The sequence below is a fragment of the Microcystis wesenbergii FACHB-1317 genome (genome assembly GCF_014696875.1).
Classification (GTDB): Bacteria; Cyanobacteriota; Cyanobacteriia; order Cyanobacteriales; family Microcystaceae; genus Microcystis; species Microcystis wesenbergii_A.
In genome coordinates this window covers 1-19,158 of the sequence record NZ_JACJQV010000050.1, presented here as the reverse complement: position 1 = coordinate 19,158, position 19,158 = coordinate 1, and the positions used below count along the sequence as shown (strand labels likewise).

The following is a 19,158-nucleotide window of genomic DNA, read 5'->3' as shown; positions in this document are numbered from 1 at the left end:
TTTACCGGTAGGGGTTGACATCTATTCAACCCCTGATAATCAGCTATAATAAAAAGCTTGCTAGAAATTGCCGCCCCAGAGAGTTCATGCTACCTACACGCGATTGTGTTCGTCAAACCCCCGCTTACACTCCGGGAGAACAGCCCCAAAGCGCGGGATTTACCAAACTTAACACCAATGAGAATCCTTATCCCCCACCGGCGGAAATTTTTGCCCACCTGCAAGAGCAATTAGAGAAAGTCCGACTCTATCCCGATCCTATCTCCAAAGAGTTACGGCAAACGGCGGCGGAATTATACGGCATAACAGCCAATCAGATAATCGCGGGTAATGGCTCCGATGATATCCTCAATATCGCCCTGCGAACTTTTGTTAACCCTTGCGAAAGCGTCGCTTTTTTAGATTTAACCTATTCCCTTTACGAGACAATTGCCCGGGTACACGGGGCAAATATTATCGAATTTCCCACTAATGATAAATTTGCATTGGCAGGACCGATTATTTGTCCGGAAGCTAAATTAATTTTTCTGGCTTCCCCTAATCCTCCCCTCGGTAAACATCTTGAGCGCGACTATTTAGAAGCAACCTGTGCTAATGCGTCAGGATTGGTATTAATTGATGAAGCTTATGTGGATTTTAGTGATGACAATCATCTCGATTTTCTCTCCCGTTACGATAATGTCATCATTAGTCGCACCATGTCGAAAAGTTATAGTTTAGCGGGGTTAAGAGTCGGTTTCGGTTTTGCTTCGAGGGCAATTATCGAACAGATGGATAAGGTGCGTGATTCCTATAATTTAGATCGCATTGCTCAAACTTTAGCCACAGCAGCTTTAAAACACCATAATTATTTTGAGCAAGTTTGGCAAAAAGTCCGTCAAACCCGCAGCCGTTTAATTACTTCTCTGCGCGAGTTGGGATTTATTGTTTTTGACTCGGAAGCTAATTTTATCCTCGCTTCTCCCCCGCACATTAGTGCCAGTGAGTTATATAATCAACTCAAAGAGCGTCAGATATTAGTGCGATACTTTAAACATCCTCGCATTCAGAATTATGTGCGGATTTCTATCGGAACCGATGGGGAGATTGATCGCCTTTTATCTGCTATTCAAGAGATTATGGGAACAAATTAATCTCGATTTACGTCAGGGTTTTATTAGCACTTGAAACCCTGATAACTTCTCGAAAAAAAGGCTAGATCGATCGGAACAAAGCAGCGACAAACAAGGGTCTAATGGCCTGTCGTTTCTCCCGATTACTAGCCTTGGCTATCAAGATTATTAGTCCCACAAAAGGATTAAATACCAGCGCACAAATTTTTGAACTTATGCAAGTTTATCCTCAAGGAATCACAGTTCAAGAATTGAGCCAACGCTTAAATCGTCCCGTTTCTATGCTCAATCTTTGTCTAAAATCTTTGGTTGCTTCTAAAAAAATCGTGGCCAGAAAAAATCATAATCAGTGGGTTTATACTAGACCTCTTGTAAAAATCAAAAATTGTTGTTAGGGTTAGGAGTCAGTAGTCAGTAGTCAGTAGTCAGGAGAATTAAGAATCAATCATAATCAATTAAATGGTCTCTTTACAGATGTTAGGCAATTTAACCATTATTTTTGCCGTTTTTGAACCCTGAAAAATTAATTATGCAAGAGGATCACTGTTGATAAAAAAGCTTAGTTTGTCCAGATAAACATAATTAAGATATAGAAAAAGTTTTGATTATTAACCCTATTGCTGAATAACTATTTTAGGCTGTAGGTAGTATTCATCTTCTCTGCTAACTATCTCACCAATGCCGAGAAATTGAGCTTCTAAAGACTCCACAGCAACCAGAGAACCGCTCATAACATTTGTATCGGTGAGATTAATTTTTCTGCCGTGAAACCAATCGATAACTCTCTCTGATGTCAAAGAAATCCAGTCTAGATGTGCCAAGGCAATGCGAGGCGAAATTAAACCCTCGGAATTAGCCATTAAAGCTTCCAGATTAATACTATCAGCTAATTGAAAACCACAGCTTTCCGTGCGAGTTAAACTGGCTAAAGTGCCACCGACAGCTAACACCTTCCCCAAATCTCTGGCCAGGGAACGAATATAAGTCCCCGATCCACAGTGAATATCTAGCTCTATTTGCGGAAATTCGCCCTCTAACCAGCCTAAAACCGTAATTTGGTCAATTTTGACCTGACGAGGCTCCACTGCGATTATTTCCCCTTTGCGCGCCAATTCGTAGAGACGGCGACCATCCTTGTGAATAGCACTATACATCGGCGGAATCTGGGCAATATTGCCGATAAATTCCGCTAAATGGGGCTTAACTGCCTCTAAAGTTAAATCGCCACAGGGACAAGTGGCGATCGCTTTTCCCGTAATATCATCGGTATCGGTGCTGAGTCCTAACTGGATTTTTGCCCGATAAGCCTTATTTTCGGGTAAATAGGGCAGTAATCGGGTGGCAGCACCGACGGCGATCGGTAAAACTCCCGTAGCCATAGGATCTAAAGTTCCGCCATGGCCGACTCGTTTTGTCTTCAGAATTTTGCGGACTTTGGCCACGCAATCGTGAGAAGTCCAATCGGGGGGTTTATTGAGATTTAAAAAGCCAAACATTTGATCAATTGTAGGGTGGACTTGTGCCACTATAGGTCAGACTAAATCCTGTTTAAAAGGTATAGGAGAGTGGGGAGCTTTTTTCAGTGATCGGTCAACAGTAAACAGTGAACTGAAAACTCATATCTGATAACTGATAACTGATCACTGATCACTGATTCAAGGCTGATAGCTAAAAATCTGACGTATTATATAATTGCATAACTTCGCTTAAAGGTAAACGGGAACGAACACCTAGGGAAAGGTCAGAAAAATGACCAAGATCATAATGATCAACGGCAGCGCGAGCAATCATAGCGGCGTTATCGGTACAGAGTTTAAGCGGCGGAAAATAGACGGTTAAATGATGATTTTTGGCGGCAGTTTGCAGATGATTTCTTAAGGCACTATTAGCAGCCACTCCTCCCCCGATCGCGATAGTTTTTAAGCCATAATCTAAGGCACAATTGATTGTCCGACGGGTTAAACTTCTGGCTACCGTATCTTGAAAACTAGCGGCTATATCAGCTACAGGTAAATTATCTGGCTCGAATTTCTCTACTAAGCGCAAAACAGCCGTTTTTAAACCACTAAAACTGGAATCGTAGGCATGAAAACCGCCGGTTGGTAAAGATATTTTACCTTCAGGTAAGGGAAAAGCTTGGGGATTACCATCTTTAGCCATGCGATCGATTATCGGACCACCGGGATAACTTAAGTTTAATAATCGTGCCACTTTATCAAAAGCTTCTCCGGCTGCATCATCTCTAGTGGTTCCTAATTGTTGATATTTGCCGCAGGCCTGCACATGGATTAAACTGGTATGACCCCCGGAGACTAAAAGAGATAAAAAGGGGGGTTTAAGATCGGATTCAGCGAGATAGGAAGCATAGATATGACCTTCGAGATGATGAATGCCGATAAAGGGTTTATCGTGGATAATAGCCAGGGTTTTGGCTGCTGTCATTCCCACCATTAAAGCACCTACTAAACCGGGAGCAACTGTGGCGGCTATTCCATCAATTTCTGACCAAGTTAACCCCGTTTCTTGCCAAGCTTTTTCTAGACAAAAATTAATGGTTTCTAGGTGTTGTCGGGAGGCCATTTCTGGCACAACACCGCCATAGAGACGATGGAGATCAATTTGAGAAGAAACCACACTACTCAACACCAGGTTATTGTTAACAATAGCCACAGCCGTTTCATCGCAACTGGTTTCGATCGCTAAGATAATTGTCATAAATTAATCAGTAAATCGTCAGACACCCCCCTTATTAAGGGGGGATTAAGGGGGGATCCATCTTTAATTTAATTATAACCACTTACTTAATTTTGCTTAGGTACTTAATTAAAATTAAAGTTATCGTTCAACAATTTCCATAGCCACCACCGCCGGGAGTTTCAATAATAAAAATATCACCGGGGTTCATTTCTACAGTAGCAGTGCCGGGCAATTCTTCGATAGTTCCATCGTTTCTTTCCACGGCATTACGTCCTATTTTACCGGCTTTTCCTCCCGCTAGTCCAAAGGGGGGAATCAGGCGATTACCCGACAGAATATTAGCAGTCATAGCCTCTTGAAATTTCATTCTTCTAATCACACCATCACCTCCAGAATATTGTCCCTTGCCGCCACTATCGGGGCGAATGCTAAAACTTTCTACTAACACAGGATAGCGCATTTCTAATACTTCCGGATCAGTGAGACGGGAATTAGTCATTTGGGTTTGTACGGCAGCAGTTCCCGCAAAATTTGCCCCCGCACCAGAACCGCCGCAAATAGTCTCATAATATTGATATTCTTGATTGCCAAAAGTGAAATTATTCATCGTCCCTTGGCTGGCTGCTTGAATGCCTAAAGCACCGTATAAAGTATTAACTATTGCCTGGGAAGTTTCCACATTTCCCGCTACCACGGCCGCCGGATAAACGGGATTAAGAAAACAGCCAGATGGGATAATTAAATGGAGGGGTTTGAAACAGCCAGCATTTAAAGGAATTGCCTCCTCCACAAGGGTACGAAAAACGTATAAAACCGCCGCTCTTGTCACTGCCAGGGGGGCATTAAAATTATTATTTAACTGGTCAGATGTGCCAGTAAAATCGATGGTTGCTTGACAATTATTAATATCTATGCTAATTTTTACCTTGATGACAGCACCGTTATCCATATAATAAGTAAATTCACCATCTTTTAAGACAGATATAGCTTTTCTCACCGCTAATTCGGCATTATCTTGAACGAACTGTTGATAGGCTTTAACCATAGCTAATCCGTAGCGATCAACCATATTATGTAATTCTCTTTCCCCCTTGGCATTGGCGGCTATTTGTGCCTGAAAATCGGCAATATTTTGGGCGATATTGCGAGCAGGAAAAGGACTATTAGTTAAGTGATTAATTAATTCTTTTTCCCGAAACTGTCCCGCCGCTACCAGCAAAAAGTTATCGAATAAAATTCCTTCTTCGCTAATATGGACAGAATGGGGAGGCATAGAACCAGGGGTAATGCCACCGATATCAGCTTGATGTCCCCGGGAGGCAAGATAAAATAATATTTCCTGATTTTGGCGGTCAAAAATAGGACTAATTACTGTGACATCCGGCAGGTGAGTACCGCCATTATAAGGATTATTGGCTAGATAAACATTCCCTGTACGAATCGTCTCCCCTTTATCCTGAATTAAACTTTTGACACTATCGGACATAGAGCCTAAATGGACGGGAATATGAGGAGCATTAGCGATTAAATTTCCTAACTCATCAAAGATAGCACAGGAGAAGTCTAGGCGCTCTTTAATATTGACACTTGCTGCCGTATTTTGGAGAGTAATACCCATTTCTTCGGCAATAAATTGATAGAGATTTTTAAATATTTCTAGATAAATAGGATCGGCAACGGTAGTTATTTCTGTGCGGTGAGAATTGAGAGGGGACATAGAAAAGTCAGTTATCAGTTATCAGTTATTAGTTATCAGTGATCAGTGATCAGTGATCACTGATCACTGATAAGTTATTAGTATATCCCCTGCCAAAGTAAGTTATCGAGCCGCTATATGGCTAAAATATCGAAAATATCAGATAAATTTGCCATAATTTTCGTTTTTATAGCATTATACTTGTCTCTTGTCTTTTTTCTCCTCCTGTCTCGGAGTTTCCTGTCTCCTCACCTAACGGAAGCTTTTTGATTTTTGCAGGAGAGCTACTGATACGGGCTGACTGATATATAATCGCAGTCAGTACCAGAGGGTGAATTATGGATAAAACCAGCTTGATCGATAAAGTGCAACAAATGGCTAATAAACGCGATTATTTACTGCAATTGCGCGATCAACCCGACATTGGGGGGTTGAGATTGGATGTCAATCAAGCTCTTGAGGAGTTGGATGAGTTACTCGATGAGTTTCAAGCAACTTTTCCTGAAGAAAAACTTAGTTAACTAACCGACTCGACTGAATTGGGGTTTGTCCGATTGTGCTAATTTTCCCAAGTCATCGATCGCTTTGAGCTGCTCTTGGGAAGATATATCTTTAGTATCGGCTCGATTTTTTTCCAAAAACCCTTGACAAATGGCGAGACTTGCTTTATTGTTTATATATAATGGGAATCCGTGCGCCCATATATATAGGGTTTTTGAGGGAAGATAAAAAAGAAAAAAATAGCCTCAAAAATCGGGTTGGGTAGGAATAAGGATAAAGGTATGAAGACGGAAAGTTTCTCTATAATTAATAGTTAGCTAGCCACATGTACCACAAAACGTCCGTCGTCGTTCTGCTGATCGCCGCCATAGTGGCCGGTTGCAACCCAATCGGATCCAACTACGGCGGGCCCCTGTCGCAACCTAAGGACGAAATCAAAACAACCGTTGTGATGCCCGTTGACTCGCTTTACTGAACCAATCGTCCGAATGCCTCGCACTTCACCGTTTCCGATGGAATGCAGCCGGGGATATACCTGCTTAACGCAGCAGTTAACCCAAGCGCTGCCGGATATGTGTACGCAAGGGTCTATGACGTGAAATCTGGACAACGACTATCCGAGGACGACCTGACGAGGAGTTCGATACGCCATGTGGGCTTGTCTGCCACTGGCAAGACATTCTTTCCATACAATGCTGAGGTGGTCGTGTACGAAGGAGACTGGAGCAACAAATACGAAGCACGGTTTGAGCTTTGGTACAAGCCGGAACAAGGAGATGAATCAAAGGTGGCGGAAACAACCAGAATGATCAACGGCTGGGAACGCTAAGATCGTCAGCTAACAAGCCAATGCACCCGATCGGCGAAGTCGGGCGTTTTCAAATGGTCAATCTCTCGTCGCCGCTGCCAGCCTGTTGTTGAATGTCTTGTTCGTCCCGCTGCCGGTCGGTGGCCTCTCTAGAATCATCTCACCATGACGACAACAACTCTGACTCCCGCGCCGGCTCAAGCGGCAGAAAATTCCCCAGAGCCCCCTGAGCGGGTAGATTGGCAAGTCGCCCATCAAATTCCGGGGCGGCTGCGAATTCGCATTCCCCGCCTCAATTGGGATGACGAATTTGCCAGACGCTTACAGCGATCGCTGCTGAGAACCACTGCCATCAGCGAGAGCCGCATCAATGCCGCCGCCTGCTCCCTGATTGTCTCCTACCCGGCGGAAATGCTGTCAGCAACGGCCATCCTAGATTACTTGCAAGCGGCCATCCTAGTGGCCAGCCGGGAAAGAGAGCCAGAGGAGGCCGACCGAGGCAATCAGGAGACTTGGCCAACTTTAGGGCTGCCGGCCTTAACCCTAGCCGTGGCGATCGCTGCTGCTCCCCTAGAACTGCCCTTCTCGATTGTGGGGGGAATTGTCCTTGCGGCTTCAATTCCTCTCTGGCAGAGGGTTGGCCAAGCCCTCACCCAGCAGGGACAAGTGACAATAGACTGCCTCGATGCCCTCTGGTTGAGCTACCAACTGCTCCAGGGCAACGGTGTAGCTGGCGCACTCGCCCTCAATCTGGCGGCAGTGGGAGAGAGCCTGCGCCAGAGCAAGCTCCAACAGCTAGAAGACGAGCTATACCTGCTGTTCGAGCAAGAAGATGCAGAAATCCACTGGCTTTCCGACCGGCAGCGGTTCGCTCCCGTTCCCGAGGCAGATCGAGAAGGGTGGCTAGATTCCGTCGAAAAAACCGAACTACTCCAGAACCTCAAACCCGTCGCCCAAGGAGCGATCGTCCCCACTTTGCTCCTGAGTGGCACTTGGGCAATCCTGACGGGGGACTTGGGGCGAGCGAGTGCGGTGTTACCCCTCGACATCGGGGTTTCTCTGCGGGGCGTTACTCCCTTGGCAGTGGTTTCGGCCCTGACGGCGGCAGCGCGACAAGGCGTTTACATCCGCAATGCCAGGGTACTGGAAAAGTTGGCTCAGGTGGATACTCTGGCCTTTACCTGCGAAAGTTTCCAGGACTTGATTACCCCGGAGCTGCTGGTGAGTTGGGGCATCCCTTCTGAGTGCATCCACTTCGCCACCGATGCGGCTGCTGTTGAGTGCCTCCGAGAACAGTTGCGCCGCCAAGGTAAGCGGGCCGCTTGGATAACCGACAGTGGTAGTGATTGCTTGGCTGCCCAGGAGGATCAGGTGGTTATTTCTCTAGGGAGAGGGGAATTTGCAGCGGCCGCAGATGTCATCTTCCACAGCCACGATCTCCAGCCCCTCGGCTACACCTTTGCCCTGGCGAGGCATACCTTTGCGACTGCAGACAGGAGTTTGGCGATCGCTACTCTGCCCAACCTGTTAGTGGTGGCAGTCGGGGCATTTTGGGGACTCAACCCGGTGGCTGCCGCTGCGATCAACGGTAGTTCAGCCATCCTCGCAGAACTGAACAGCCTGCGCTCCCCGAAACCTAACCCCTTTTAAATTGGTGCGTTAAGCTGTTCGTAATTTATAGTTATTTCAAATAAGAACGAGACAATAGTCGGCACAATAAGTACGAACCCACATTCCGCACCCTCAACTGTCACATTGGCCGTCCCCCTCTAGAGACTTGAGTAAAAAGACTTAGCTGGTGAGGGTTTTCTCTGCGCCCGCTAGGGGGGTCTTGAGACCCCTAATTAGGGCTTGCTGAATAAATCAGATAGGAAAAAGTTATGATGCTAAGGGTAAATTCTGTTTCTTCAATGATAAGTGATTCTGTTGATAATTTTTCATTATTAATAAGTCCCGAAAATATTCCCGTTAATTAGCTTTAACTTTCTGCCCGATTGTATCGGCAGTGGTAGTAGAAACCATGGCCGCCATAACTTGTTCGGGGGAAACCGTAAAAGGCAGACGATGAATGTCCGAATTAGGCTGACAGGCAATTGCGGCCGCGTGGCGCAATTGGGCAAGGGAAACATCTTTTAATCCTAAATCCTCTAGGGATTTAGGTAACCCAATTTGTTCATAAAACTGGATTAGTTGCCCCCGGGCCGATACTGCTAATTGATTACCCAAAACTATTTCCTCTAGACGCAATTGGGCGAGAATGCCGTAGGCGACTTTTTCCCCGTGGAGCGCGTGATGGCAAGCGGGAATATGGGTTAAACCATTATGAATTGCATGGGCGGCCACGGTACGACAATTAGCGCCCCCTAAACCGCCGATTACTCCGGCTAATAAAACGGTGGCATCTACCACCTGTTTCCAGTCCTCCCCGCCGATATTTTCCAGGGCTGCCGGGGATTTTTGGAAAAGAATATCCCGCAAAACCCGGGCCTGTTGGACAGCGGCAATGATTAAGGTTTCTGTGCAATGACCGCTACTGACGGAAGCTTCGTACCATTTAGCGATCGCATCGCCAATACCGGCGATTAAGGTTCTTTTCGGGGCAGTTTGGATAATACCATAATCGAGAATTAATAAATCCGGACAACGGGCTAGGGACAGATCGTAAAGAAACGCCCCCGCGTCAGAATAGACGTTAGATAGGGCTGTCCAAGCGGCACAGGTAGCGGCGGAGGTGGGAATCGTGGCGATCGGCAAATGGCACTGATGGGCGAGTAATTTGGCCGTATCGAGGGCTTTGCCGCCACCCACACCGATGATAAAATCTGCCTCGTGACTCTTGACAGATGCCTTTAAATATGCTAGGGAATTTTCCGAACAATCGGGGGCGTAACTGTGATAGCTAGGAGTGAGATTTTTTAGGGGAGATGACAAAAAAGCTAAATTGCGATCGCCGCCCACCACCAGGGGACGTTTACCCAAATCCGCTAACTTGCCGGTGGATTCTTCTAGGGCATTGTCACCCCGAATCACTTGTGCGGGGGCGATTAACAGGGGCAAAACAGCGACAGCATTGGACATTTTTTGACAACCTCTCAGGATTATTGGCTAATTTTAGCGAAACTTTCGGGAAAAAGCTGTAGTTCAGGAGTATTATCCCCCGGGGCGGAGAAGGATTTTTTAATCTGTCCCAAGTACAAAGGAGCAGATAAACCGGGCTGAGGGTGAACGAGAGTGCGAGCGCTAATGATAAATTGATTATTACCGCCAGCACCGGCGCGACCGGAGGAAAACAAGTCACTAGCGGCTTGTTTTAGGGTTGCTTCCACTTGCTCGGGAGTAACGGTATTGGGCAGGGAGATAACAGCTTGATTAGCTCCGTTATCATAGACAAGGGAGAATCTCACCGCCCCCGGAATTTCTGTGCGGGTAAATAATCCCAACCCAAGACCGAAAATCCCCACCGTCAACACAGCCATAAAGCTAGTAACACCGACGAGACGAAAGCGGATTCCCCAACCGACGAGAAAAGCGATAATCGTGAGTACCAAAAAAACCAGCGTGGCAATACCGGACCATTGGGTGTATTTGGCGAAGTTTAGGGGAATGTCCATATTTTCTATAATACTGATTCTATGAAAACGGTTAGCATAAACCATTGTACCTATCCTGTTGTCGAAACTTTCCATTCTGTCCAGGGCGAAGGCTTTTGGACGGGAAGCAATGCTTTTTTCCTCCGTTTAGGAGGTTGCGATGTCTATTGTCCTTGGTGTGACCAAAAAGAGTCTTGGAATGCCCACCGTTATCCCCAACAATTCCTGGGGGAATTGGTAGAGATGGCAAAAGACGCTAACCCCGCTATGGTGGTGATTACCGGGGGTGAACCTTTAATGCACAACCTTGATCCTTTAACCAAGGAATTAAAAAATCAGGGTTTACGGGTACATTTAGAAACTTCTGGCGCTCATCCTTTTACTGGGGTTTTCGATTGGGTGACTTTTTCTCCTAAAACTTATAAAATGCCCGATCCTAGTATTTATGCACGGGTGAATGAGTTAAAAATTGTCGTGGCTCATCCAGAGGATTTAGACTGGGCAGCTATGCAGGAAAGTAAGTTATCGGAAGGGGTGATTAAATATCTGCAACCCGAATGGAATACAGTGGAAAGCAAAGAGTTAGTCTTTAATTATGTTCTCCGACATCCCCAATGGCGTCTCAGTCTCCAAACCCATAAGTTTTTAGGAGTCCGCTAGTCAGTTATCAGTGATCAGTTATCAGTGATCAGTTATCAGTTATCAGGAGTCAGCAGTCAGCAGTCAGTTATCAGCTTTTTTCTCCCTGCTCCCATCTCCCCATCTCCCCATCTCCCCCCGCAACGCGCACGAAGTGGTCTCCCCACTTCCCCACTTCCCCATCTCCCCAATTCATAATTCATAATTCCCAACCCCTAATTGACTAACAAGAGGTTAAATACTATGTCTAACAATAATTCTGAACGAGTAGTGCGTCGTGGTCGAGTTTTTCCGGAGATGCAATCTACAGAGGAAGAAAAGGCCAAACATCGCGCCCGACAATTAGAATTTTATCATCGTTGTTGGCCGATTTTTCAGAGTTTACAGCCCCGGTTAATGAAACATTACTATGGTTGGTATATTGCGATCGAACCCGATAGCGGCGATTATTTTATCGATCCCGACAAAGAAGTGGCTAGTAAAAAAGCAAGGGCAAAATATCCCGACAAAATCCATCATATCTTTGGCATTAATGAAACTGGAGTTAGTGGCAGAATATGATTGAAGGGAGATTTGGAGAAAATGGTCAAATTTATTTTGATATCGATTTAGTCAGCCCTAATGGCCTGGTGTTACCTGTAGAAGCTATGCTAGATACTGGTTTCACGGAGTTTTGTGTTATGAATGACCAAGATGCTCGCAGTCTTGAATGGCCATTTTTAAACCAAGATAAGTTACGCACCGCCCAAGGAGAAGCATTTTTTGATATATATTTAGGCAGAGTAAGAATTGATGGTCAGGAATACGAAATTCCCGTCTTTGCAGGGGAGGCAATTCAGGAGATTTTGTTAGGTTCGCAGTGGCTAAAACAATTTATCTTAGTAGCTAATTATCAACAAGCACAGGTGACATTAGGGTAATGACAAAAAAGGCAATTATTTTACTTTCCGGGGGATTAGATTCAGCGACAACAGCAGCGATCGCTTTAGCTGCTGGTTATCAATTAATCGCCCTTTCCTTTCGTTATGGACAAAGACACGAGCGGGAATTAGCAGCGGCGAAAAAAATTGCTAATTTCCTCGATATTAAAGAACATCATCTGATCGAAGTCAATCTATCTTTGTGGGGAGGTTCCGCTTTAACGGATCAATCTATTGCTATTCCCCAAGAGGGAATTAACCCGAATATTATCCCGATTACCTATGTGCCGGGGAGAAATACAGTTTTTATTTCGATCGCTCTTTCTTTAGCAGAAGCAAGGGCAGCGGAGGCGATATATTTAGGAATTAATGCGGTGGATTATTCTGGTTATCCCGATTGTCGTCCCGAGTATTTAGATGCCTTTCAAACTTTAGCTAATTTATCATCAAAAGCGGGTTTAGAAGGGAAAGCACCCCAATTAATTGCCCCTTTGGTGATGGATAGTAAGGTAGATATCGTCCGTCGTGCTGTTAGTTTAGGGGTTCCCATTGCTGATACTTGGTCTTGTTATCAAGGTGAAGTTGAACCCTGTGGTTTATGCGATTCCTGTCGCATCAGAGATCAGGCTTTAATTGAGGCCGGTTATCCCGAATTAGCCACTCCCCTGTTGAAACAGTCGGGGAAAATAGGGAGGATAGTGAAAAATGGAGATAATCTAGGCAATTAAATGTTCAATGAGGATTTTACTGCCGATTAATATTAAAACTAAACCGCCGAGAATTTCCACCTTTTGACTAAATAAATTACCGAATTTATGCCCGATAAAAACAGCTATAAAACATAAAGCAAAGGTAATAGAACCGATGACAGTGCAAGCTAAAAGTAAGGGAGTTTTAATCATCGATAAACCCAAACCAACTACTAAAGCATCGATGCTAGTAGCGATCGCTAATCCGATTAAAGTATAGGAATCTAGAGGATTAAATTTTTTTTCCTCGTCATCATTTTGAACCGCTTCGTAGATCATTTTACTGCCGATCGCCCCTAAAATAATAAAAGCGATCCAGTGGTCAAAAGAGGCGAGAAACTCGCGACAAGTTAGGCCGATACCCCAACCGATCATCGGCATAATCGCTTGAAATCCGCCAAAAAACAAAGCAATTTTCAAAGCCTTATTAACATGAATATGACGAATCATCAGGCCACTGGTCAGAGAAACGGCCACGGCATCGGCGGCTAATCCCACGGCCACAAAGGAAATGGTCAAAAGTTCGAGTGAAGTAAACATCTATAGTTGTTTATCTTTTAATTTCCCCCTATCTTAACTAATTTTTCCCCAAAAAACTTTCATATTTATCTCATGATCCTCTCATTTATCTATCATTTCTCTAACCTAAAAATTAACTGCTCGATTAGTGAGAGGATCGAATTGAAAACGTTTAAAACCATATTACTGGTTTCTCACCGATCGCCTGCACCTGATGGATCGCTTCTGGGGTAAAACTGATGATATCCTCAGCTTCTAGGACTTTTGCGCCCGCTACTGCGATTTTATCAGGAAATTCAACCGTAGGAGTCCGAGGAACCGGTTTTCCGAGTTAACTAACCAATGCTGCTGTCTCATAAATTCCCCTGAATTTTTTCCCAGACAAAGTTAAGTAAGATACCTTTTCCCATCACCGATCATCCCGTCTGCTTTTAAGGTGGCTAACGCTACCATATAGGAAAAGTGCCAAGTAAAAAATCATGATAATTTCGAGAATTACCGGAGAATGAGGTGGGAGAGAACGGTGATAAAATTAGCTAATTGACTCCCCTAACTTAAACACCCAATAACCGCTCACTGAAAATATGGCTGACTTTTTTAACACCTATGGTTTTTTAATTGTTTCAATGGTATTTGGAGCCATTTTAGGCATTTCAATTTATCTGCCCTTAATGGCCGGTCAATTATCCTTAGCAACCCCCGGTTTTTACGCTTTAGGTGGTTATGTTGCCGCCATTCTTTCCACGAAAGTTTTTACTAATACTGGTAGCAATTATCCCCTTACTTTGGTCTTTTTAGAAATGTTAATTGCTGGCATTATTTCGGGAATATTAGCCATAGTTTTAGGTATTCCTGTTCTCCGTTTGCGAGGTATTTATTTAGCTATTGCCACGATCGCTTGGGTAGAAATTTTAAGAATTATTGCCCTTAATCTCGAGATAACCGGCGGTGCAGTCGGTATTTTCGCCATTCCCCAACCTTTCACTACTCAATTAGCCTACCTTTGGCTGGCTTTGCCCCTCTTATTCCTAACTATGCTGTTTCTCTACCGGTTAGAAAACATCAAAATTGGTCGGGCATTTAATGCCATTCGTGCCGATGAATTGGCAGCTGCGGCCATGGGAATTAATCCCACCTATCACAAAGTTTTATCCTTCACTTTCGGGGCAGTTTTAGCGGCAGTTGTGGGAGCGGTAAGCGCCCATTTTCTCAATACTTGGAATTCCCGTCAAGGAACTTTTGATGCCAGTATTATTTTCTTGGCTTTCGTTTTAATTGGTGGTTCAAGAACTTTTGTCGGGCCGGTGGTGGGAGGCATTGTTTTAACTGCTTTGCCCGAAGTTTTACGCGCTCTCGGCGGCGTGAATGGTTTACCAATTTGGTTAGGGAATTTCTTGCGCGATGGTCGTTTGATTATCTTTGGAATTTTAATTGTTTTGGGAACGATTTTTTATCCCCAAGGCTTAATTACACCTGAATTAATCAAAAAACTAATTCCTTTTAAAAGACGTTCCTCTCTTAGTCAAGTTGATTCCTAATTACAGTGATCAGTTATCAGTTATCAGTTATCAGTTATCAGTTATCAGTGATCAGATTTTAGTTTTCAGGTAATTGATTACTGTTTACTGTTCACAGCAAAAAACTCCCCAGTCCCTACTCCTGTCTCACGGTTCGCTCATTTGAAAAGCCTTTAGCACAATAAATCGGTCAAAATTCAGTCACCATAAGGATTAGAGACATCTCAGTCGCTCAGTCCCCCTAGCCAGAAACTAGCGAGGGAAGAATGTAGATAGATTCAGGAACTTTCATCAGCGCTAAAATCCGTTTCTGGAGAGGATTAAGACCCGTCATTTCGGTTGACCCATCTCGGTGAAAATAGAGCGTAATGCCACTGAAAGCGGCTAACAATCGTTCCGCCGTCGGGCGTTCGGTGGTGCGTTTGGGATTGCCATCATAGAGGCCAGCGAGAAGCTTTTTTTGTTCCACTAACTGACGGCGAACCACAAACTCCATCAAAGTAAAAACTTGCAGGGCAATCGTCAACAAAAACATCAAGCCTCGAATCTTTTGTTCATCCTGGAAGTAGATGGGTAAGGCGGGAAGACGACCTCGTTTAAAACGATGAAAACCTCGTTCAGGTTGCCATTGTTCGCGATAGGACTCACGGTTCGCTCAAATGAAGTGCCTCTAGCCTAATAAATCGTCTCAAGTGTATTCTGGGTAAGCAGTTGAGAGATGAGAGAGGCATTTCACCTTGAGAGAAACTGAATCAGAAAGAGCCGACGACCTGCCAGTGATCATCCATTGGCTGAAACAAATGGAGATTGAAAAATTAATTGAACGCAGTGTGCGACTTATTGTTTGGTTACAAAAGGTGATTGTATAAAAGATTGAAAAGAAAATTCCCACATCCGTATCTGGAGCGAGAAAATCGTTACCAGTGAGTGGAATGAGGGAAAATGTTTGGCTCTCCCAGGTTTGGTGGGTAAAATGTATTCTAAGATACAGTCTTGGGGCAGTGAGTGGAACGAACCACAGAGACACAAAGGACACAAAGATTGATCGCTACTATATAAGTTAAACTTATCACACAAAGTCGAGAAGAGCCAATGTTTTCTATTGAAGAGTTTATCATTGCTGTATTCTGCTGTATCGACGATTTGTTGATTGAAATTACTCAGACCTACCCAATCAAGAGACGAGGTTTTGCTCCAGCCTTGAGTGCGAGTGAAGTTTTAACAATGGAAATAGTTGCAGAATTTTTGGGAATGGATACAGACAAAGAGATTTGGAAATACTTCCATCGTCATTGGCTAAAACTATTTCCTCATTTAAACAGTCGAGCTGCTTTTATCCGTCAAGCAGCAAATTTTTGGCAGTATAAGGAAGTTCTACAACAAAGACTAGCAAGGCAGTTAGGGGCATTTTCAGAAGAACTTCATTTGATTGATGGATTACCAATACCTTTATGTTGTTTCAGTCGCGCTCCCAATTGTCGTAGTTTTCGAGGAGAAGCAGATTATGGTTTTTGTGCTGCCAAAAAACAGACATATTATGGGTTTCATGGGCATTTACTGATTAGTGGAACGGGAGTAATTACTGGATTTACTCTTACTGCTGCCAATGGGAGTGAACGTGAAGCACTTTGGGATTTAGTCACTCAAATTCAAGGTCAATTAATTGCTGATCAGGGATATCTAAGTGAGTTTTTTTCTTCAGAACTTGCCAGGTGTGGTATTACTTTGCCTACCCCTCTACGTTCTAATATGCTAGAAAAACGTAACCAGACTGTAATTCGATTAATGCAACGTTTTCGCCGCTTGATTGAAACAGTAATTGGTCAACTTGTTGACAGATTTAATATTGAGAAGGTTCGAGCCAGAGATATGTGGCATTTCACCAGTCGTCTTAATCGCAAGATTTTAGCTCATACTGTTTGTTTCTGGCTTAATCGTCATAATATTGATCCTCTTCAATTCGATAATCTTGTTAACGAATATTAAGTCGCACATCGCGTTAAATTGACCAAGAGTTCCCATCCCCTCATGGCAATCGACAAGGATTAAGCTACGGTCAACTGGCGGTCTTATTGTTAACCTATATGATTAGTCAAGCTGACCATCGACTCTGTGCTGTTGAAGCATGGGTGGCATTCCATCATCGCACCTTAGAATGGGCAACCGGCTGGAAAATTGGTTGAAAAGATGCGACTGATGACCGCTTGGCTGACTTATTAAAGCTTTTGGGTTGTGAGGAACATCAAGCCATTGAGACCATCGAAATCAAGTTAGGACAACATCTGATTCGGGCTTATGAATTACCCACTGACCAAGCCCGCAGTGATAGGACGAGTTTTTCCGTTTACCATGAGCCCTCGGAGCAGAGCGATAAGGAATCCCTGCTGAACTTTGGCTATAGCAAAGACCGCCGCCCTGACTTAGTTCAATATCGTCAAATGTTAGCTACTTTAGACCCAAATGGCCTGCCTTTGTTGGGAGCGACTTTCCCTGGTCAAGGAACGGACGAATCCCATTATCTTCCTACTTGGAAACATCTAGCAGAAATTATTGGGCACAAAAACTTTTGGCGTTGCTTAATCAAGGTATGAATGCTAATGAGTGCATATATCAAAAAGTCAGTTTGAGCCTGAGTTTTAAAAAATGTAGATGCAATGATTCATACCCAAAGTCAGCAACGCCAGCCTGGTTTAACAATTTCTGGCACAAGAATAGATTGCTCACCTACACTTTCAGGCACTGACCACTGTAGCTTGTCCTTTAGCCACGGTAGCTAAAATAGCTAAAACTTGAGGTGCTAGAGGTTTGAGATCGCCTAAACGATTGGAGGGTACTTGTAAAACAATTACCGCAATATCAAACTGTGGCAGATTCTGCTGAAATGAGAGATTCCGATCAACGGTAAGGAAAATATCAAACTCTGCCTCTGCAAGGGCAAGAAGTTGTCCGTTCTTGACTCCTGCCCATCCCATTTGCGGAACTGTTTTTACTTCGTAGCCAGGAAATTCTCTTGAAAGCTTGCGATCAATACACTCATCCAACAGGAGCTTCATGCTATACCGTCATACCAATAACCCGTTTCCCGGCCTCTTCCAGTAAGGCGATGACCTGCTCTCTGGTGACAGTTGGAAATCCATCTAAGAAATCGTCTATGGATTCTCCTGCCTTAAGATAGTCCAGTAGCGTTTGAGCAGGAACCCTAGTACCGGTAAACACTGGAGTACCGCCCATAATCTCAGGGGATGCGCTAATGATTGGGGAGTTCTTAAGCATAGATCTCTGACCTCTGGGTTCTATATTGATATTTTATCTCAAATGTCGGGGTGAAGACCCTCGATTTTAGCGACGGGATGAAACCCCGACCAATATAACACAGCACTTCGACACATTTCGAGGGGCTTCGATGTCAAGGCTCAATGTCAAGGCTCAATGTCAAGGCTCAATGTCAAGGCTCAGTGACACGAAGCACGACACTTCGACACATTTCGAGGGGCTTCGATGTAAGAGCTTCGATGTCAACTAAAATCTTGACAATCTATGCTGTACAGGTTAACTCCAAATAAGTTGTTTGAGGTCGATAAACAATGATTGTCTTAGAAATGAAAGCCGTGCTTAAGCCTAGTCATTGTTCTGCCATTGATGAAGCTATTCGTACAGTACAATTCATCCGTAATAAGGCTTTAAGGCTTTGGATGGATGCCAAGAGAGAAGACAAAATCGATAAATATTCTCTCAATAAATATTGTGCAGTTCTCGCCCAACAGTTCAAGTTTGTCGATGCTTTAAATTCTACTGCTAGACAAGCATCTGCTGAACGAGATTGGTCTTCTATTGCTCGTTTCTATGACAATTGTCAGAAAAAGGTTAAAGGTAAAAAAGGTTATACTAAGTTTCAGAAAAATAATCGTTCTGTGGAATATAAAAACTCTGGAGGTCAACTATCGGAGGATAGAAAGAAAATAACTTTCACAGATAAGAAAAACATTGGCACGATTAAACTAAAAGGAACTAGAGACCTAAACTTTTATCCTCTAGACCAAATTAAACGAGTTAGAATTGTTGGCGTTGCTGAATTAAGGTATGATTAGGCAAAATGGCGAGCATTCAGAGGAAAATAATTTCTGTTATTTGAATGAGGAACTGGAACATCTTCAAATTTTAGGTAGTGAATTAGTAATCGAATTGAATGTCTGAGCATTTGTTCAGACTTGGAATAACAAAGAGTTTTTCGATGTAACCTGGCCAAATAATGTCTTAGCCTAGGATTTTCTCCCTCTACTCTAGTCCTATAGGTTTTGCTAATAATCTGATCTCCGTCGGGGATAAAATTAGGATAAACTTTCCATCCATCTGTCACCTAAAAATGACATTTCCACCGACTAACAACTTCCCATAAGTCCGCAAAAGTTT

The 19,158-nt window shown here is 43.9% G+C and carries 22 protein-coding genes and 2 pseudogenes; 14 read left to right on the top strand and 10 right to left on the bottom strand.

The features are described from left to right. Window positions 1-86: 86 nt before the first annotated feature. Window positions 87-1,133, top strand: coding sequence for a histidinol-phosphate transaminase (gene hisC / locus H6F92_RS01640; RefSeq protein ID WP_190356558.1), 1,047 nt, complete (start codon window positions 87-89; stop codon window positions 1,131-1,133). 101 nt (window positions 1,134-1,234) lie between these two features. Continuing rightward, the gene (locus H6F92_RS01635; protein ID WP_002763859.1) at window positions 1,235-1,507 is read left to right on the top strand and encodes a hypothetical protein; all 273 of its coding nucleotides are present in this window, start codon (window positions 1,235-1,237) and stop codon (window positions 1,505-1,507) included. Between the two features lie 219 nt (window positions 1,508-1,726). Here the strand turns inward: H6F92_RS01635 and truB are convergent, their stop codons facing one another. From truB to H6F92_RS01620, 3 genes are all read right to left on the bottom strand, one after another. Then, complete coding sequence (truB, locus tag H6F92_RS01630) at window positions 1,727-2,608, bottom strand: tRNA pseudouridine(55) synthase TruB (RefSeq protein WP_052277719.1); 882 nt, start codon at window positions 2,606-2,608, stop codon at window positions 1,727-1,729. A 172-nt stretch (window positions 2,609-2,780) separates the two neighbouring features. Continuing rightward, a complete protein-coding gene (gene tsaD, locus H6F92_RS01625; RefSeq protein WP_190356557.1) occupies window positions 2,781-3,827 on the bottom strand; it encodes a tRNA (adenosine(37)-N6)-threonylcarbamoyltransferase complex transferase subunit TsaD in 1,047 nt (348 codons plus the stop codon). 127 nt (window positions 3,828-3,954) lie between these two features. Then, entirely contained in the window at window positions 3,955-5,526 is a 1,572-nt protein-coding gene (locus H6F92_RS01620) for a hydantoinase B/oxoprolinase family protein (protein WP_190356556.1), read from the bottom strand. Window positions 5,527-5,843: 317 nt separating this feature from the next. Between H6F92_RS01620 and H6F92_RS01615 the strand changes: the two genes are divergently transcribed. The 3 genes from H6F92_RS01615 (at window position 5,844) to H6F92_RS01605 (ending at window position 8,464) form a co-directional block, all read left to right on the top strand. Continuing rightward, on the top strand, window positions 5,844-6,026 hold the full coding sequence (locus tag H6F92_RS01615) for a hypothetical protein (RefSeq protein ID WP_190356555.1): 183 nt from the start codon (window positions 5,844-5,846) through the stop codon (window positions 6,024-6,026). 575 nt (window positions 6,027-6,601) lie between these two features. Beyond that, a complete protein-coding gene (locus H6F92_RS01610) occupies window positions 6,602-6,835 on the top strand; it encodes a hypothetical protein (RefSeq protein ID WP_190356554.1) in 234 nt (77 codons plus the stop codon). 144 nt (window positions 6,836-6,979) lie between these two features. Next, complete coding sequence (locus H6F92_RS01605) at window positions 6,980-8,464, top strand: HMA2 domain-containing protein (RefSeq protein WP_190356553.1); 1,485 nt, start codon at window positions 6,980-6,982, stop codon at window positions 8,462-8,464. Window positions 8,465-8,782: 318 nt separating this feature from the next. On the opposite strand, the gene H6F92_RS01600 is transcribed toward H6F92_RS01605, so the two are convergent. Both H6F92_RS01600 and H6F92_RS01595 read right to left on the bottom strand, forming a co-directional pair. Beyond that, window positions 8,783-9,892 (bottom strand): iron-containing alcohol dehydrogenase family protein, encoded by a 1,110-nt coding sequence (locus H6F92_RS01600; protein WP_002789276.1) that lies wholly within the window; start codon window positions 9,890-9,892, stop codon window positions 8,783-8,785. A 20-nt stretch (window positions 9,893-9,912) separates the two neighbouring features. Beyond that, window positions 9,913-10,470, bottom strand: a complete 558-nt coding sequence (locus H6F92_RS01595) for a Ycf51 family protein (protein WP_002781770.1) — start codon at window positions 10,468-10,470, stop codon at window positions 9,913-9,915. Here H6F92_RS01595 and H6F92_RS01590 point away from each other — a divergent pair. From H6F92_RS01590 to queC, 4 genes are all read left to right on the top strand, one after another. Further along, entirely contained in the window at window positions 10,447-11,064 is a 618-nt protein-coding gene (locus tag H6F92_RS01590) for a 7-carboxy-7-deazaguanine synthase QueE (protein ID WP_190356552.1), read from the top strand. The genes H6F92_RS01595 and H6F92_RS01590 overlap by 24 nt on opposite strands. A 222-nt stretch (window positions 11,065-11,286) precedes the next feature. Beyond that, window positions 11,287-11,604, top strand: coding sequence for a hypothetical protein (locus tag H6F92_RS01585; protein ID WP_061430172.1), 318 nt, complete (start codon window positions 11,287-11,289; stop codon window positions 11,602-11,604). Continuing rightward, window positions 11,601-11,963: a hypothetical protein gene (locus H6F92_RS01580; protein WP_061430171.1), complete on the top strand. Its 363-nt coding sequence runs from the start codon at window positions 11,601-11,603 to the stop codon at window positions 11,961-11,963. The genes H6F92_RS01585 and H6F92_RS01580 overlap by 4 nt, the downstream gene beginning before the upstream one ends. Further along, window positions 11,963-12,691 (top strand): 7-cyano-7-deazaguanine synthase QueC, encoded by a 729-nt coding sequence (gene queC / locus H6F92_RS01575; protein WP_190356551.1) that lies wholly within the window; start codon window positions 11,963-11,965, stop codon window positions 12,689-12,691. The genes H6F92_RS01580 and queC overlap by 1 nt, the downstream gene beginning before the upstream one ends. On the opposite strand, the gene H6F92_RS01570 is transcribed toward queC, so the two are convergent. Further along, window positions 12,680-13,252, bottom strand: a complete 573-nt coding sequence (locus H6F92_RS01570; protein ID WP_190356550.1) for a manganese efflux pump MntP — start codon at window positions 13,250-13,252, stop codon at window positions 12,680-12,682. The genes queC and H6F92_RS01570 overlap by 12 nt on opposite strands. Window positions 13,253-13,815: 563 nt before the next feature. Here H6F92_RS01570 and H6F92_RS01565 point away from each other — a divergent pair. Beyond that, window positions 13,816-14,769 carry a branched-chain amino acid ABC transporter permease gene (locus H6F92_RS01565; RefSeq protein WP_190356549.1) on the top strand — a complete coding sequence of 318 codons (954 nt, stop codon included), beginning with the start codon at window positions 13,816-13,818 and terminating at the stop codon, window positions 14,767-14,769. 220 nt (window positions 14,770-14,989) lie between these two features. Here H6F92_RS01565 and H6F92_RS01560 read toward each other — a convergent pair whose 3' ends face one another. Further along, window positions 14,990-15,283 carry a hypothetical protein gene (locus tag H6F92_RS01560; protein ID WP_242029962.1) on the bottom strand — a complete coding sequence of 98 codons (294 nt, stop codon included), beginning with the start codon at window positions 15,281-15,283 and terminating at the stop codon, window positions 14,990-14,992. 202 nt (window positions 15,284-15,485) lie between these two features. Here H6F92_RS01560 and H6F92_RS26440 point away from each other — a divergent pair, with 202 nt between their 5' ends. The 3 genes from H6F92_RS26440 (at window position 15,486) to H6F92_RS01550 (ending at window position 17,339) form a co-directional block, all read left to right on the top strand. Continuing rightward, on the top strand, window positions 15,486-15,617 hold the full coding sequence (locus H6F92_RS26440) for a hypothetical protein (protein ID WP_265795898.1): 132 nt from the start codon (window positions 15,486-15,488) through the stop codon (window positions 15,615-15,617). A 223-nt stretch (window positions 15,618-15,840) separates the two neighbouring features. Next, window positions 15,841-16,734 carry an IS982 family transposase gene (locus H6F92_RS01555; RefSeq protein ID WP_190356548.1) on the top strand — a complete coding sequence of 298 codons (894 nt, stop codon included), beginning with the start codon at window positions 15,841-15,843 and terminating at the stop codon, window positions 16,732-16,734. A 218-nt stretch (window positions 16,735-16,952) separates the two neighbouring features. After that, window positions 16,953-17,339, top strand: coding sequence for a hypothetical protein (locus H6F92_RS01550; protein WP_190356547.1), 387 nt, complete (start codon window positions 16,953-16,955; stop codon window positions 17,337-17,339). Between the two features lie 141 nt (window positions 17,340-17,480). Here H6F92_RS01550 and H6F92_RS01545 read toward each other — a convergent pair whose 3' ends face one another. Both H6F92_RS01545 and H6F92_RS01540 read right to left on the bottom strand, forming a co-directional pair. Continuing rightward, window positions 17,481-17,801 carry a DUF5615 family PIN-like protein gene (locus H6F92_RS01545; RefSeq protein ID WP_190356546.1) on the bottom strand — a complete coding sequence of 107 codons (321 nt, stop codon included), beginning with the start codon at window positions 17,799-17,801 and terminating at the stop codon, window positions 17,481-17,483. Window position 17,802: 1 nt separating this feature from the next. After that, on the bottom strand, window positions 17,803-18,021 hold the full coding sequence (locus H6F92_RS01540) for a DUF433 domain-containing protein (RefSeq protein ID WP_045356225.1): 219 nt from the start codon (window positions 18,019-18,021) through the stop codon (window positions 17,803-17,805). Between the two features lie 311 nt (window positions 18,022-18,332). On the opposite strand from H6F92_RS01540, the pseudogene H6F92_RS01535 reads away from it, so the two are divergent. Next, window positions 18,333-18,830: pseudogene (locus tag H6F92_RS01535) on the top strand (RNA-guided endonuclease TnpB family protein); the annotation flags it as partial. A gap of 2 nt (window positions 18,831-18,832) precedes the next feature. On the opposite strand, the pseudogene H6F92_RS01530 reads toward H6F92_RS01535, so the two are convergent. Continuing rightward, window positions 18,833-19,158 (bottom strand): annotated as a pseudogene (locus H6F92_RS01530) (IS1 family transposase); the annotation flags it as partial.